This window comes from Nocardioides cavernaquae (assembly GCF_003600895.1).
GTDB classification, from domain to species: Bacteria; Actinomycetota; Actinomycetes; order Propionibacteriales; family Nocardioidaceae; genus Nocardioides; species Nocardioides cavernaquae.
Window position 1 is genome coordinate 941,021 of sequence record NZ_QYRP01000002.1, and the last position, 14,186, is coordinate 955,206.

At 67.4% G+C, this 14,186-nt stretch carries 15 protein-coding genes and 1 tRNA gene; 10 read left to right on the forward strand and 6 right to left on the reverse strand.

The genetic code is table 11. From position 1 onward, the window contains the following. Window positions 1-140: 140 nt before the first annotated feature. Complete coding sequence (locus tag D4739_RS04680; RefSeq protein WP_120059483.1) at window positions 141-935, forward strand: M57 family metalloprotease; 795 nt, start codon at window positions 141-143, stop codon at window positions 933-935. A gap of 156 nt (window positions 936-1,091) precedes the next feature. Next, entirely contained in the window at window positions 1,092-1,274 is a 183-nt protein-coding gene (locus tag D4739_RS04685) for a CsbD family protein (protein WP_120059484.1), read from the forward strand. Here the strand turns inward: D4739_RS04685 and D4739_RS04690 are convergent. Continuing rightward, window positions 1,267-2,097 carry an SDR family oxidoreductase gene (locus D4739_RS04690; RefSeq protein WP_120059485.1) on the reverse strand — a complete coding sequence of 277 codons (831 nt, stop codon included), beginning with the start codon at window positions 2,095-2,097 and terminating at the stop codon, window positions 1,267-1,269. The two genes, D4739_RS04685 and D4739_RS04690, sit on opposite strands and share 8 nt — an antisense overlap. 23 nt (window positions 2,098-2,120) lie before the next feature. On the opposite strand from D4739_RS04690, the gene D4739_RS04695 reads away from it, so the two are divergent. Beyond that, a complete protein-coding gene (locus D4739_RS04695; protein ID WP_120059486.1) occupies window positions 2,121-2,864 on the forward strand; it encodes an SDR family NAD(P)-dependent oxidoreductase in 744 nt (247 codons plus the stop codon). On the opposite strand, the gene D4739_RS04700 is transcribed toward D4739_RS04695, so the two are convergent. After that, window positions 2,861-3,208 carry a DUF2834 domain-containing protein gene (locus D4739_RS04700; protein ID WP_120059487.1) on the reverse strand — a complete coding sequence of 116 codons (348 nt, stop codon included), beginning with the start codon at window positions 3,206-3,208 and terminating at the stop codon, window positions 2,861-2,863. The genes D4739_RS04695 and D4739_RS04700 overlap by 4 nt on opposite strands. A gap of 95 nt (window positions 3,209-3,303) precedes the next feature. On the opposite strand from D4739_RS04700, the gene D4739_RS04705 reads away from it, so the two are divergent. Together D4739_RS04705 and D4739_RS04710 are read left to right on the forward strand one after the other, a co-directional pair. Continuing rightward, complete coding sequence (locus D4739_RS04705) at window positions 3,304-4,614, forward strand: esterase/lipase family protein (RefSeq protein ID WP_147384809.1); 1,311 nt, start codon at window positions 3,304-3,306, stop codon at window positions 4,612-4,614. Further along, a complete protein-coding gene (locus D4739_RS04710; protein ID WP_120059489.1) occupies window positions 4,611-6,965 on the forward strand; it encodes a hypothetical protein in 2,355 nt (784 codons plus the stop codon). Before D4739_RS04705 ends, D4739_RS04710 begins: the two co-directional genes overlap by 4 nt. A 196-nt stretch (window positions 6,966-7,161) precedes the next feature. Here the strand turns inward: D4739_RS04710 and D4739_RS04715 are convergent. After that, window positions 7,162-7,251 (reverse strand) — tRNA-Ser (locus D4739_RS04715). A 175-nt stretch (window positions 7,252-7,426) separates the two neighbouring features. Here D4739_RS04715 and D4739_RS04720 point away from each other — a divergent pair. The 4 genes from D4739_RS04720 (at window position 7,427) to D4739_RS04735 (ending at window position 11,556) form a co-directional block, all read left to right on the forward strand. Then, a complete protein-coding gene (locus D4739_RS04720; protein WP_238473525.1) occupies window positions 7,427-8,641 on the forward strand; it encodes a GAF domain-containing protein in 1,215 nt (404 codons plus the stop codon). Between the two features lie 128 nt (window positions 8,642-8,769). Beyond that, window positions 8,770-10,293, forward strand: coding sequence for an acetaldehyde dehydrogenase ExaC (gene exaC / locus D4739_RS04725; protein ID WP_120059491.1), 1,524 nt, complete (start codon window positions 8,770-8,772; stop codon window positions 10,291-10,293). Then, window positions 10,293-10,688, forward strand: coding sequence for a DUF779 domain-containing protein (locus D4739_RS04730; RefSeq protein ID WP_120059492.1), 396 nt, complete (start codon window positions 10,293-10,295; stop codon window positions 10,686-10,688). The genes exaC and D4739_RS04730 overlap by 1 nt, the downstream gene beginning before the upstream one ends. Then, window positions 10,675-11,556 (forward strand): alpha/beta hydrolase, encoded by an 882-nt coding sequence (locus tag D4739_RS04735; RefSeq protein WP_120059493.1) that lies wholly within the window; start codon window positions 10,675-10,677, stop codon window positions 11,554-11,556. The genes D4739_RS04730 and D4739_RS04735 overlap by 14 nt, the downstream gene beginning before the upstream one ends. Window positions 11,557-11,559: 3 nt before the next feature. Here D4739_RS04735 and D4739_RS04740 read toward each other — a convergent pair whose 3' ends face one another. Together D4739_RS04740 and D4739_RS04745 are read right to left on the reverse strand one after the other, a co-directional pair. Next, a complete protein-coding gene (locus D4739_RS04740) occupies window positions 11,560-11,994 on the reverse strand; it encodes a nucleoside deaminase (RefSeq protein ID WP_120061733.1) in 435 nt (144 codons plus the stop codon). Between the two features lie 26 nt (window positions 11,995-12,020). Continuing rightward, window positions 12,021-12,503, reverse strand: a complete 483-nt coding sequence (locus D4739_RS04745; protein WP_120059494.1) for a tRNA adenosine deaminase-associated protein — start codon at window positions 12,501-12,503, stop codon at window positions 12,021-12,023. Between the two features lie 70 nt (window positions 12,504-12,573). On the opposite strand from D4739_RS04745, the gene upp reads away from it, so the two are divergent. Further along, the gene (upp, locus tag D4739_RS04750; RefSeq protein WP_120059495.1) at window positions 12,574-13,215 is read left to right on the forward strand and encodes a uracil phosphoribosyltransferase; all 642 of its coding nucleotides are present in this window, start codon (window positions 12,574-12,576) and stop codon (window positions 13,213-13,215) included. An 81-nt stretch (window positions 13,216-13,296) separates the two neighbouring features. Here the strand turns inward: upp and D4739_RS04755 are convergent, their stop codons facing one another. Next, window positions 13,297-14,139, reverse strand: a complete 843-nt coding sequence (locus tag D4739_RS04755; protein WP_120059496.1) for a DUF7847 domain-containing protein — start codon at window positions 14,137-14,139, stop codon at window positions 13,297-13,299. Between the last annotated feature and the right edge of the window lie 47 nt (window positions 14,140-14,186).

The following is a 14,186-nucleotide window of genomic DNA, read 5'->3' on the forward strand; positions in this document are numbered from 1 at the left end:
CCGTGATCGGGCCGTGACATGCGGGTTCCTGCAATGCAGGAACCTGCAGCCCGAGAACGCTTCCCTTGTCGATCGCTGCTTCCTAGGTTGGCGCCCACCTGCCACCGCAGGTCACCAACCGAGCAAGGGGAGCACACCCGATGAACCTCGCCAGGAAATGGAAGATCGGCTTCGCGGCCGTCGCCCTCACGGGCCTGACGACCACGGCCTACGCGGCCACGGCGCCGACCTTCCAGGAGTTCGCCGCGTCGACGTACACCGACCCGACCGGCGTCAAGATCGTCAACGGCGACGAGCCGGTCGACAGCGCAGGTGAGCTGCGCCAGTTCTACGACGACCTCGTCAAGGCACCGAAGACCCAGGAGGACGGCCTCATCGTCAACCGGGTCAACGGGGTCGACGACAAGTGGTCGGCCAGCCAGGCGCTGAACCTGACCTACTGCGTCAGCACCAAGTTCGGCACGCGGCACGGCGACGTCGTCAACGCGATGGCCGGCGGAGCGGGCCTGTGGGAGAGCGCGACCTCGAAGGTCAACTACACCTACGTCGCCTCGCAGGACGCGAGCTGCAACACCCGCAACAACAACGTCCTCTTCTCCGTCGAGCCGGTGGCGACCACGCAGTACATCGCGCGGGCGTTCTTCCCCAGCACCTCGAAGCGTTCGCGCAACGTCCTGATCGACGACTCGATCTGGACCTCGGGTTCGTGGACGCCGACCAACATCCTCGGCCACGAGCTCGGGCACACCCTCGGCCTGCGCCACGAGCACACACGACCGGAGTCCGGCACCTGCTTCGAGGACAGCAGCTGGCGCCCGCTGACGCCCTACGACTCGGCGTCGATCATGCACTACCCCCAGTGCAACGGCACGTCTGACGACCTCAGCTTCACCACCGAGGACGGCAACGGCATCCGCGCCCTGTATGGCAGCTGAGCCACCCCCAAGCACGAGGCCCCGTCCCCCCTCCCTCGGACGGGGCCTCGTTGTCTCCCCGGGTCGACCCGTTTGAACCGACGGCGCGTGGGCACCGTCGGCCAGCCAGGGTCACGCGGCTCAAGAGCGTGACCGACCCGATCCGAAGGAGCCACCATGGGACTCGACGACAAGTTCGCCAACAAGGCCGAGGAGCTCAAGGGCCAGGCCAAGGAAGCAGTTGGCAAGTTCAACGACGACCCCGAGCTCGAGGGCGAGGGCAAGGCCGACCAGGTCTCCGCCGGCGCCAAGCAGAAGGTCGAAGACCTCAAGGACGCCATCAAGGGCAAGCTCAGCTGAGGAAGTCCGCCAGCGAGACCGCCGCGCGGCCGGTGAGCAGTTCGACGTCGGGCGAGACCCGCTCGTGCTCACCGGCCGCGATGGCGGTGTAGGTCGAGACCCACGCGTCGTACTGCCACTGCGGGGCGGGCCACTTCAGCCGCGACGCGTAGGCCTCCTCGAGCGTCTCGTCGCGGAAGCTGACCTCGCGTCCGGTGACCCGGGTGATCGTTGCGGCGATCTCACTCATCGTCAGGGCCTCCGGCCCGGTCAGGTCGTACGCCGCGTCCCTGTGCGCCGCAGGGTCGAGCAGCACCGCAACCGCGGCGCGGGCGATGTCCTCGCGGGCCACCGCGGCCACCCGCCCGTCGCCCGCGGGTCCGCGCAGCACGCCGTCCTCGCCGACCATGTGCGGCAGGAAGTCGAGGTAGAAGTTGTCGCGCAGGAACGTGTGCTCGGGAATGGCCGCCTCGATCAGCTGCTCGGTGGCGGCGTGGTCGCGGGCCAGGGTGAACGTCGAGTCCGGCGAAGCACCGACAAAGGATGTGTAGACGATCTGCTCCACGCCCGCATCGGCCGCAGCGTCGATGAAGGACGCGTGCTGCTCGAGCCGATCGGCGGACTCGTGCGCCGAGACCATGAAGAGGGTCGTCACGCCATCGAGTGAACGGCGGGCCAGTTCGCCGTCGCCGTAGTCGGACCGCACGACCTCGGCACCGTCGAGCCGTGGCGCCCGCGACGGGTCGCGGACCAGGAGACGTTGGCTGATGCCGCGAGCGGCGAGGTCGCGCGCGACCAACCCGCCGAGCACACCGGTGGAACCTGTCACCGCAAGGAGGCCCATGCGCCGAGAGTAGCCTCCGGTTCATGGCGATCGCAGTGGTGACAGGGGCGAGCAGCGGCATCGGCGCGGCAACCGCCCGCAAGCTCGCAGCGCAGGGGTACGACGTCGTGGTGGCCGCGCGCCGGCTCGACCTGTTGTCGGCGCTGGCCGACGAGATCGGCGCCCGGGCGGTGGCGCTCGACATCACCTCGGATGCCTCGGTCGCGGCGCTCGCCGAGGCAGTGCCTGAGGTCGACCTGCTGGTCAACAACGCCGGCGGAGCCCTCGGCGCCGACCCGGTTGCCACCGCGTCGCTCGAGGACTGGCAGCGGATGTACGACGTGAACGTGCTCGGCACCCTGCGCGTGACCAAGGCGCTGCTGCCCGCCCTCCGCGCAGCTGGCGGCGGCACGATCATCACCGTCACCTCGACGGCTGCGCTGATCACCTACGAGGGTGGCGCGGGCTACACGGCCGCCAAGCACGCCGAGCGCGCGATGGTCGAGACGCTCCGGCTCGAGCTCAACGGCTCACCCGTGCGGGTCGTCGAGATCGCGCCCGGCATGGTGCACACCGAGGGCTTCTCGCTGACCCGGTTCGGCGGCGACTCGGCCAAGGCAGACGCCGTCTATGCCGACGTCGACCGGCCGCTGGTCGCGGCCGACGTCGCCGAGTGCATCGCGTTCGCCGCCGGGCTCCCCCTGCACGTCAACATCGACCGCCTCGTCGTACGTCCGCTGGCGCAGGCGGCCCAGCACAAGCTGCACCGCGGCCCGCTCTTCTCCTAGCCCGCGGCCGCGTCCTCCTGGCGAAGTGCACGCTCGCGGTGCGCGAGGAAGAGCGGCACGAAGGTGCTGATGCCGATCAGCAGCGAGCCGACGACGTACACCGCGACCCACTTCGTGGCGATGCCGAGCTTGCGGGCATCAGTGATCAGCAGGACGAAGATCGCCACGCCGAGCACCGCGATGTCGATCGCGAGGAACCGCGCTGCGTCGTTGGTCGTGAGCGCGTCACGCCAGAAGTCGGCGGTGCCGCCGATCGGGCCGGCGTCGACGTAGCCGAGCACCTGCGAGCTGGTGCCGACGAAGCCGAGCACCGCGAGCGCGTAGTAGATCTTCTCCCTGGTCATGGGAGCAGCCTCGCACCCAGCGCGCCGGAAATGCCGAACAGATCCTCACGGGACCTTTCGCGGTGACCTCATCACCGAGCCTCACCCTTCTCTGCTTGCCAATTCACAACGGCGACTCGCGCAGTTCAGTACCCTCGCTGCCGGAGGCCGAGGCACAGATGGTGATTTGGGTTAATGACCAGTTCGAACTGGGCAAGAACTCTTTTGGCGACGAGCGCGTCGTGGTCATGCGACGCACGGACCGCGAACGCCCCAACGCTCTCGTTGTTCTCATACATGGCCTGGCTGGCTCCGGCTACGGAACATGGCACCACATCCCGAGGAAGATCCTGACGTCGAATCTCGTCAACGCCGATGTGGCTGTCGCCGATTATCCCAGCGCGTGGCGCCAGCTCCGCAAGAAGCCAGCGCTCCCCGTCCTCATCGATCTACTTTGCGACCAACTGCAGACGTTGGACTACAAGTCGATCGTTCTGGTGGGCCACAGCATGGGGGGCCTCCTTGCTGGAGCAACGGTCAGACAATGGCAACAGACCCTGAGCCCTCCGCTACCGGTGGAAACCATTGCAGGGTTGATCTTCGTTGCCTCCCCCAGGGCTGGCTCCAAGTGGCCTGTCCCCACCAAGGAGCGGCGCGTCCTGGGCATTCATAGCCCACTGCAGACTCTGAATGATCGATTCTTCTCCTCGCATGTAGACGCCACCATCGAGCGAAGCGGTAGTGGCCCACTAAAGGTTCCGTGTTTCGCGGTGACCGCTGACAATGACATGTGGGTAGACCCGTTCAGTTCAGGGCTGGGCATCACAGATGCGCAACGGCAAACGCTCCCCGGTACCCACACCTCCGTGATGCGCACGGATTCATTCTGGTCATGGATGGATCGTCGGCTGGCAGATCTACTGCAGGTTCACAAGACCCCAACACACCCCGAGCCTGGTTGGAACGAACTGACCACCCAGTTCCGGGGCGACCCACGGCATGGTGTTTGGGAGGACGTCTACCGTCGCGTCCTTGAGCAGTACACCGAGCAGAGCCTGATTCCGCTTCGAGACGTGCCCGGGACGGCGGATGGCGTGGGCCTAAGGATGCGTGTGGTCGCCTCGGATTCAGCCCTCCAGGGTTCCGGAACGGCGGCCGTCGGACGAGACACGGAGGACCACGCGGCGAACCGCATTCGGGCTCTCGGCGTGGCCACCTTTGGATCCGAAGAGGCCGCACACCATGCGGTTACCACAGCTGTGGGGACGGGCGAGAAGCGGTGGGTGACACAAGTCGCCAGCATCTCCGAACTGGAGTCCGAGATGACGAATTGGCTAAGCCGCGTCGCGATCAACTCCTCCCTCGAAACACGACACCGAACCGCCCGACGCCGCGACTTAAGCGACAACGAGGAGTCCTTCCGATGACGAAGCTGAAATGGGTCGCTGCCATCCTCGCGAGCAGCGACATCGCACCACACCCGAATTTTCGTTCCACGGAAGCGCCGTCCATGGAAGCCGCGCTCGCCCTCCACTTTCTTGGTCGCTCACACGAGTCGCAGCAGTACGTTGACTCAGAGGACTTTGCTGGGAGCAAGGCGGTCGATCCCGACGGTGCGGCACTTTTGGTAGCCGCGATGAAGGCCACCCAAACAGCAACGATCGATGAAGGCGTGCGGGCACTTTCGGATCTCGCGCGGCGAGCAACCGATCCAGCGGTAACAACCGTCGCTGCACTGGTCGCTGCCCAAGCGGCCGCCGAACTCGACCGACTCGAGACCTCGATTGCAGTGCTCCGAGCAACCCTCGACCAGACGGACAAGGACCAACATTTCCTGCGGGCCCTCCTGCTACAGAACATCGCCCACCAGCTATGGGACTTCGGCGAGACCGGTGAAGCGGAATCCGCGCTCGCCGCCGCAGAACTGGGCTCCTTCGATCCGAGGACCGTTGCCGAGTTCGAGATGAGCAAGAGTGTCGGACGCACTTCTGCCGACACAATTGCCGACATCGCAGCTCTAGCGCTCGACGCAGCCGAGGCCCAGGCGTCAACCGTCAAAGGCGGCTTCGAAGGCTGGCTTGACCGACTGAAGACCGAGCGCCCTCGCATCGCACGGGATATGGAAATCCGAGCTGGCCAGGCAGTTATCAAGCTTCAACAACGCACCCTCGCGTCACATCTTGCGGGGCACGGCCGCGGGATGACCTGGCGGTCCGAGGCGGGCGATGAACCAGTGGTTCATGCACTCTATGTGTTTGAGTTCGCTGGACACCCCCGCGCCAGATACTTCCGTGAAGTGACCGCGGAGACTCGGATGACGCTCGCGCTTCACCATGACGGACCGCCGTGGTTGTACCAGGAGTCCCTCCGGCTCTTCCGTCAGGCCGGCAGCAAGAAGTCACTCGAGGCTCTGTCCCGACGAATGGACGAATCCGGTCCCCTGCAGGCCCTCCGCAACGAAACGCAACGAGTCGCCAAGGCATGCACCACTGCCAACCAACTCAATGAATGCGTACTTTACCTTCTGCGGGTCGGGGCCGAGACGCTGGGCAAGGATGAGGCGAGGCAAGCGTTCGAACGAATCGCGGCGGTACGAAACGCCAGACCAATCGAGCGCGGCGGAAACTGGCAGTCCGCGGGTGCCCGACGAGAAAGCGTCTGGCGAACGCTCTTCGCCCTAAGCGGCGCGACAGGGCTCTCGAATGACGCAATCCGCCTCTTCCTCGCCGATGTTGACGACGCCACCGCCGCGGACTTCGACCTCTACTACTCAAAGGCAGTTCCGCGTGCCAGCCAACTAGACGGCGAGGCAACCTCGACGATCCAAGAATGGCTGCACTCAACCAAGGCTCAAGCGAGACCCGAAACAGCCGCCGCGCTAAACGAGCGCGTTCAACCCACGGCGGTCGAGCAACTTGGAGAAGGCGCAGACCTCGAAGAGATCCGTCTCTATCTCAACGCCAATCTCGAAAACAACACGACTCCGAGCGTCACTAGCTTGAGGGTGCTTGAACAAGTTCTGAAGCGCGAACTCGCTGAGGTAGTCGAGTCGGCGAACCGCGGCAGGCACTCGTTCGGCGGCCCGATCCCGACGGCGCTGGCAATCGCAGCCCTCCGCTACGGTGCAAACCTGTCCGATGCGGTCGCAGACGTCCTCCTAGATCCCCGGGTTGCCCGGGCGAGCAAGGCCGACGCACTAGACCGTCTCGCAGGAATGGGATCCGACCTGCCCGCTGGCTTGTCGGCCCGCCTCGCGGGGCGCGCCACCGACCTTCTGGAAGGCCCGTCGGTGTTTCGCGAGACAGTCATCGACCCATTTCCTGAGGGCCTACGCGCGGTCGGCTCGCTGAACTTGGCGCCGAGTTCCGACCTTCAGATCCTGGTGGGGCAGCTGCTCGGTCACAGTGACGGCGAGGCACGCTACGAGGGTGCCCAGACTCTTCGCCGATGGGCGATGTCCGGCCGGACCGACCAATGGCTCGAGACCCTCGTGGTTCACGCCTCCCACTCGTCAGACCGCGATGTCCGCGGAATTGCCGCGAACGCTCTGTGCCACCTGTTGGTCCGTCGGGATGGTCTGAGCCCAGCGGCAGAGACTCGGATCGCCCAACTGCTCCACGAAGACGGGTCACTCATTCCCCGTCAGGTCCTCAACGGCCTCAAGGAACTCGGCGACCACATGAGCAGGAACCTGACGGCTCGCGTTGCGGCCATTGCCGAGCAACACCTACATCGCCAAGTTCGCCTTGTTGCGGCCCAGGTCCTCGAACACAGCTAGCTGACTCCGCGGGAGGTTGCGAACCCAAGCAATCCTGCTCATCAAGGGCCTCGACGTACACATCATCAACGCCATCACCGGGAGAGCTCCTCAGAGAACTCACCATCAACCCAGAACGCGACTACCAACGCCTGAAACAAAAAACCCGGACCTGCTTCCGCAGGTCCGGGTCTTTCACATGTCTTGCGACATCACATGGCGGTGTCGGAGGGATTTGAACCCTCGGTGGACTTGCACCCACAAACGCTTTCGAGGCGTTCTCCTTAGGCCGCTCGGACACGACACCGGGGGGAACATTACCGGAGCGCCACCGTCCAGCCGAAATCGGTGCCGGACTCCGGCTGCAACGTGGATGCAACGTCTGCCGGTCCACGGTGACCTCGAGGGCCGACCGGTTGTCGCCGGGGAGCGACCGCTCGGCGCAACCACCCTTTCGACTCTGGTCCCGACGGAGGTCCCCGGTGTCTACTCGATCCATGGGCACGACGGGCATGCGCGCAGAGGTCGCCGACTCCTGGCACCGCTCCGCCGCGGCCGGAGTCCCCGCGGACGAGGTCGCTGCGCCGATCACGCTGCCCGACGACGACCTGCGCGACCTGCGCGAGGCACACCCCCTGGCGCGGGTCTTCCCGCTGCTCGATGACGTGCTCGGCCAGGCAGCGCGCGACTGCGACGCGATCATGGCCGTCTCCGACGAGGTCGGTCAGCTGCTCTGGGTCTGCGGCACTCCGTCCGTGCTGCGCCGCGCGGAGGGCATCGGCTTCGTCGAGGGCAGCAACTGGGACGAGCGCTTTGCCGGCACCAACGCACCCGGGCTGGCGCTGCGCCTGGACCAGCCCGCCAGCGTGGTCCGCGCCGAGCACTTCCGGCACTCCGTGCAGCGGTGGAGCTGCGCCGCGATGCCGATCCACGACCCCGGCTCGTCGCGGCTGCTCGGGGTCCTCGACATCACCGGCGGCGACGAGATCGTGGTGCCGCAGACGATGGCCATGGTGCGCGCCGCCGCCCGGCTGGCCGAGTCCGAGCTCGCGCGCGACCTGCTCACCCGCCGCGTCCCCGAGCAGCGTCAGGCCGGCAACCACCTGGTCATCGAGTCGCTCGGCCGGTCCGACTCACTGGTCTCGCTCAATGACGGCCGCGGCCACCAGGCCAACCTCCGGCTCTCCCCGCGCCACAGCGAGATCGTGCTGCTGCTCGCCTCCGCTCCTCGCGGGCTCTCCGGCGACGAGCTCGCGGTGCTGCTCTACGAGGACGACGGCGGCGGCTCCACCATGCGCGCCGAGATGAACCGGCTGCGCCACCTGCTCGGCGAGGAGCTGCTCGCCTCCCGGCCCTACCGACTGGACGCCCGGATCACCGCCGACTGGCTCGGCGTCGAGGCGCGGCTCGCGTCCGGTGACCTCGCTGGTGCGATCCGCGACTACCGCGGGCCACTGCTCCCCCGGTCGACAGCACCCGGCGTCGTACGCCTGCGGGAGAGCCTGGACGGCGCACTGCGCGCCGCGTTGATCCACTCCGGACAGGCCGACCTGATGTCGGCCTGGACCCGCTCTGCCTGGGGCACCGACGACTACGAGATGTGGCTTGCGCAGCGTGACGCCGTCGACGCGACGTCGCCGATGCGCCCGTTGATCGCCGGCCAGATCGCGCGGCTGGACCGCGAGCTCGGTCTCTGACCACAGGCACCTCCTCGGTGCACGACGCGCGCCACCTCGGCGGGCAACGTGAGTGCAACGTCGATCTTCCTAGCGTGTGAGGACGGTCACAAACTGCGTGGCCTACCCCGTTCGCCAAGGAGCACCGCATGACCGTCTACGCAGCACCCGGCCAGCCCGACTCACTCGTCACCGTGCAGAACCGCTACGGCCACTGGATCGGCGGCCAGTGGGTCGACCCGATCAACGGCCAGTACTTCGAGAACATCTCCCCCGTGAACGGCAAGCCGTTCACCGAGATCGCCCGCGGCACCGAAGCGGACATCGAGGCAGCACTCGACGCCGCCCACGCCGCCAAGGACGCGTGGGGCAAGACCTCCGTGACCGAGCGCGCCAACATCCTCAACAAGATCGCCGACCGCATCGAGGAGAACCTCACCTCCCTGGCCGTCGCCGAGAGCTGGGACAACGGCAAGGCGGTTCGCGAGACCCTGGCCGCCGACCTCCCTCTGGCCGTCGACCACTTCCGCTACTTCGCCTCGGCGATCCGCGCCCAGGAGGGCAGCGCCGGCGAGCTCGACGAGAACACCGTCGCCTACCACTTCCACGAGCCGCTCGGCGTGGTCGGCCAGATCATCCCGTGGAACTTCCCGATCCTGATGGCGGTCTGGAAGCTCGCGCCCGCCCTCGCCGCCGGCAACTGCGTCGTGCTCAAGCCTGCGGAGCAGACGCCGTGGTCGATCCTCAAGGTCGTCGAGCTCGTCGGCGACCTGCTCCCGGCCGGCGTGCTCAACGTGGTCAACGGCTTCGGCGTCGAGGCCGGCAAGCCGCTGGCGCAGTCCTCGCGCATCGCCAAGATCGCCTTCACCGGCGAGACCACCACGGGCCGGCTGATCATGCAGTACGCCAGCCAGAACATCATCCCGGTGACGCTGGAGCTGGGCGGCAAGAGCCCGAACGTCTTCTTCGAGTCAGTTGCTGTCGAGAAGGACAAGTTCTACGACAAGGCCCAGGAGGGCTTCGCGCTCTTCGCCCTCAACCAGGGCGAGGTCTGCACCTGTCCGTCGCGTGCGCTGATCCAGGACTCGATCTACGACGAGTTCCTCAGCGATGCGGTCGTCCGGGTCGAGAAGATCATCCAGGGCAACCCGCTCGACACGACCACGATGATCGGCGCTCAGGCGTCCGAGGACCAGCTCGAGAAGATCCTGTCCTACATCGACATCGGCAAGGCCGAGGGCGCCAAGGTGCTCACCGGCGGCGAGCGCAACGTCCTCGAGGGTGACCTCGCGGGCGGCTACTACGTGAAGCCGACCATCTTCGAGGGCCACAACAAGATGCGCATCTTCCAGGAGGAGATCTTCGGGCCGGTCGTCTCGGTCACGCGGTTCTCCGACGAGGACGAAGCCCTGGACATCGCCAATGACTCCCTCTACGGCCTGGGCGCCGGCGTGTGGTCGCGCGAGGGCTCGCAGGCCTACCGCGCCGGCCGCAAGATCGAGGCCGGGCGCGTCTGGACCAACTGCTACCACCTCTACCCGGCAGGTGCCGCCTTCGGCGGTTACAAGCAGTCCGGCATCGGTCGCGAGAACCACAAGATGATGCTCGACCACTACCAGCAGACGAAGAACCTCCTCGTCTCCTACTCGCCTGACGCACTCGGCTTCTTCTGATGCCCGATCCGCTCTCGCGGGTAGCTGTCTCCGGTGAGGCGGCGGAGCTCCTCCGTCGCCTCACCGGGCTCCACGGTCCCTTGATGTTCCACCAGTCCGGCGGCTGCTGCGACGGCTCGTCGCCCATGTGCTACCCCGACGGGGACTTCATCGTCGGCCCCGCCGACGTCCACCTCGGGGCACTGGACGTCGGGCTCGAGCGGCCGGTCCCGGTCTGGATGTCCAAGGCGCAGTTCGCCTACTGGGAGCACACCCACCTGACCATCGACGTGGTGAAGGGCAGGGGCGCCGGCTTCTCCCTCGAGGCGCCTCACGGTGTTCGCTTCCTGATCAGGTCGCGTCTGGTGACCGATGAGGAGTACGAGGCCTACGCTGCGGAGCATGCAGCGGACTGACGTCACATTCCCCTCCGGCACCGACCTCTGCGCGGCCTGGCTCTACCGGCCCTCCGGCCTCGAAGGCGCAGCGCCCATCGTGGTGATGGCCCACGGCCTCGGGCTGATCAAGGAGGCCGGCCTCGCGCCGTACGCCGAGCGGTTCGTCGAGGCGGGCTTCGCGGTGCTGGTCTTCGACTACCGCGGTTTCGGCGGGAGCGGCGGCAAGCCACGGCAGTGGCTGGACATCAAGCGACAGCTCACGGACTGGCGCTCCGCCATCGCGTACGCCGCGGAGCTCGAGGGCATCGATCCGTCACGGATCGCGCTCTTCGGCACCTCCTTCAGCGGCGGCCACGTCATCCGGACCGCGGCGGCAGACACGCGCGTGGCGGCGGCGATCGCGCAGTGCCCGTTCACCAGCGGGCCGTCCTCGACGACCACGATCGGCGTGAAGGGCCTCGTCAAGCTGGTCCCGTCGATCCTCCACGATGCCGTGCTCGGTCGCTTCGGGCGGGCACGCGGCGTTGCCCTCGCGGGCTCACCCGGCGATGGCGCCCTGATGAACGCCGCCGACGTCGTGCCCGGCTACTTCGGGATCATCCCGCCGGGAGCGGAGTTCGACGACCACGTCGACGGCCGGATCGCGCTGCACGTGCCGTTCAACATCCCCGGACGGGCCGCGAAGGACGTCAAGGTCCCGATCCTGTTCGGCATCTGCGACAACGACACGGTCGCGCCCGCCGGTCCGACGCTGCGCTACGCGAAGCAGGCCCCGAAGGGCGAGATCAAGCGCTACCCGGTCGGGCACTTCGAGGTCTACGTGGGCGAGCCGTTCGAGGTCGCCGCCGCCGACTACGTGGACTTCCTGACCCGTCATCTGGGCTGAGCGTCAGAGCCGCCGCTCGGCGAAGAAGTCTCCGAGCAGCTCCGCAGACTCGCGCGCGAGAACGCCCGGCAGCACTTCGGGCCGGTGGTTCAGGCGGCGGTCGCGCACAACGTCCCAGAGCGACCCGACGGCACCAGCCTTGTCGTCGTACGCCGCGAAGACGAGGCGCGAGACCCGCGACAGGACGATCGCGCCGGCGCACATCGTGCACGGCTCGAGGGTGACCAGGAGGGTGCAGCCGGTCAGCCGCCACTCCCCCACACGGCCCGCGGCTTCGCGGATCGCGACGACCTCGGCGTGCCCGGTCGGATCGCCGGTGGCCTCGCGGATGTTGCGGCCCCGACCGATCACCTCACCGAGGGGGTCGAGGACGACCGCGCCGATCGGGACGTCACCGGTGGCCAGCGCGGCGCGTGCCTCATCGAGGGCCAACCGCATCGGCTCGACCCAGCGCTCCCGGGGAATCACGCGCTCGTGAGCCCGACGAAGTCGTCGAAGGCGGCTCCGAAGCCCAGGCTCGTGGCGATGTCGGACAGCATCTCGTCAGGATAGAGATCGAAGTCGTCGATCAGCACGCCCATGTCGATCGCGGGCATGCCGAGGTCACCGAGCAGGTCGAGGTCGCCGGCGGGGACGGGCTCGTCGTCCTCCTCGGGATAGGGCAGGCCGAGCTGCTCGATCGCCTCCCGGGCGAGGTCGAAGACGTCGGCGGCCGTCACGTCGGAGAGCAGCACCCGCACACGGGGACCGACAACGCGGACCACGAGGAACACGTCCTCGTCGAAGGCCAGCAGTGCGAGCGCGCCACCGTCACCAGGGAAGCGGCGCAGCGCCGACGAGAGGGTTTCCAGGCTCGCGAGAGCCGTGTCCGCCAGCTCCTGGAGCTGCCAGACCCCCTCCTCGCGGTACGCCGCAAGTGCGATGTCGACCTCGTCGGGACTCGCCATGGCCCAAGAGTGACAGGTTTGCCCAGTCGCTCCAAGCCCGATTTTCGTGAACGCTGACTAGAGTTTCGGCATGGAGACCCGAGTCGTCGACCACCCGCTCGTCGCCCACAAGCTGACCACCCTGCGCGAGGAGACGACGGACAGCCCGACCTTCCGCCGTCTGGCCGACGAGCTGGTCACGCTTCTCGCCTACGAGGCCACCCGCTCAGTGCGCGTCGAGCCGGTCGCGATCACGACCCCGGTGGCACCCACGACCGGGATCCGGCTGAGCAGCCCGAAGCCCCTCGTGGTCCCGATCCTGCGCGCCGGCCTGGGCATGCTCGACGGCATGATGCGGCTCATGCCGACGGCCGAGGTCGGCTTCCTCGGCATGGTCCGCGACGAGGCCACGCTCGAAGCAACGACCTACGCGGAGCGCCTCCCGGCCGACCTTTCCGGGCGCCAGGTCTACGTGCTCGATCCGATGCTGGCCACCGGTGGCACGCTCGCCGCCGCCATCCGGTTCCTCGTCGACCGCGGCGCCGACGACATCACCTGCATCGTGCTGCTGGCCGCGCCCGAAGGCTGCGCCAACCTGTCCGCCGGGCTCGAGGGCGTCGACGTACCCGTCACCGTCGTCACCGCAGCCATGGACGAGCGGCTCAACGAGCACGGCTACATCGTGCCGGGCCTCGGCGACGCAGGCGACCGGCTCTACGGCGTCGCGCACTGACGGCGACCAATCGCGACACGAAGGGCCTCGACACGCCGGCTGTTCGGCGAGTCGAGGCCCTTCGTCGTCGCGCGTGGTCGGTCAGGGAGCGACCGGCTGGTTGCGCAGCGACTTGAACGTGTACGCCGCGGCGATCGTCGTCACCGGGATCGCGACCAGCAGGCCGACAAGGCAGGCGCAGGCACCGAGGATCACGATGACGAACGCCAGCAGGAACAGCAGCAGCAAGTTGCCGGCGTTGTCCGCGGTGAACCGGAGGCTCGACTTGATGGCGTCGATCACGCCCTGTCCCTCGCCCACGACGAAGTAGGTCGCGAAGTAGGTGAAGAACATGACCGCGAGGCCGGGCAGGATGCACATGAGCAGGCCAACGGTCGTTGCGATGCCGACGACGATCGACAGCAGCAGGACGGTCAGGAGGTTCCAGCGACTGAACACCGCGCCGATCGATGCCTTGCGGCCCTCGGTGACATCGAGTGCACCGCGGACAAGTGCGGCGGTGATCACGAGGGACGCGACCTGAGCCGCCAGGCTGAACAGGAATCCGACGACACCGGATCCGCCGCCTGCCGTGATCTTCACGATGTCGCTGACACCGGGGTTCTCGATGACGGTCGCGCTCGTGGAACTCCCCAGGGATCCGATCAACGAAAGTGCACCGGGAATCAGGATCGCGAGCAGTCCGAGCACGAGGAACGCTCCGGCGTTCTCCATGAACTTCTTCCAGCCGTACTTGACTGCCTCGATGACGTCATAGGCCGGGTAGCCATAGCCGCCGTAGCCGCCTTCTCCGTCGTGTGTCGGCGGCGGGGGCGGAGGCGGAGGGGTCCCGTAGCTGCCGCCGTAGGGCGGAGTCGGCGGGGGCGTGGCCGCGCTCGGCGGCAGGTTCGGGTCCTGAGGCGGGTACGGCGGCTGGTCGCTCATGCTCGTGAGAGTAGCGGCGGCTGGCCGCGCCGTGGGTTACGCGACGA

What these genes read in the sequence shown, in the direction of transcription:
- D4739_RS04680 (WP_120059483.1), top strand. Translation starts at nt 141, where the DNA reads ATGAACCTCGCCAGGAAATGGAAGATCGGCTTCGCGGCCGTCGCCCTC.
- D4739_RS04685 (WP_120059484.1), top strand. Translation starts at nt 1,092, where the DNA reads ATGGGACTCGACGACAAGTTCGCCAACAAGGCCGAGGAGCTCAAGGGC.
- D4739_RS04690 (WP_120059485.1), bottom strand. Translation starts at nt 2,097, where the DNA reads ATGGGCCTCCTTGCGGTGACAGGTTCCACCGGTGTGCTCGGCGGGTTG.
- D4739_RS04695 (WP_120059486.1), top strand. Translation starts at nt 2,121, where the DNA reads ATGGCGATCGCAGTGGTGACAGGGGCGAGCAGCGGCATCGGCGCGGCA.
- D4739_RS04700 (WP_120059487.1), bottom strand. Translation starts at nt 3,208, where the DNA reads ATGACCAGGGAGAAGATCTACTACGCGCTCGCGGTGCTCGGCTTCGTC.
- D4739_RS04710 (WP_120059489.1), top strand. Translation starts at nt 4,611, where the DNA reads ATGACGAAGCTGAAATGGGTCGCTGCCATCCTCGCGAGCAGCGACATC.
- exaC (WP_120059491.1), top strand. Translation starts at nt 8,770, where the DNA reads ATGACCGTCTACGCAGCACCCGGCCAGCCCGACTCACTCGTCACCGTG.
- D4739_RS04730 (WP_120059492.1), top strand. Translation starts at nt 10,293, where the DNA reads ATGCCCGATCCGCTCTCGCGGGTAGCTGTCTCCGGTGAGGCGGCGGAG.
- D4739_RS04735 (WP_120059493.1), top strand. Translation starts at nt 10,675, where the DNA reads ATGCAGCGGACTGACGTCACATTCCCCTCCGGCACCGACCTCTGCGCG.
- D4739_RS04740 (WP_120061733.1), bottom strand. Translation starts at nt 11,994, where the DNA reads ATGCGGTTGGCCCTCGATGAGGCACGCGCCGCGCTGGCCACCGGTGAC.
- D4739_RS04745 (WP_120059494.1), bottom strand. Translation starts at nt 12,503, where the DNA reads ATGGCGAGTCCCGACGAGGTCGACATCGCACTTGCGGCGTACCGCGAG.
- upp (WP_120059495.1), top strand. Translation starts at nt 12,574, where the DNA reads ATGGAGACCCGAGTCGTCGACCACCCGCTCGTCGCCCACAAGCTGACC.
- D4739_RS04755 (WP_120059496.1), bottom strand. Translation starts at nt 14,139, where the DNA reads ATGAGCGACCAGCCGCCGTACCCGCCTCAGGACCCGAACCTGCCGCCG.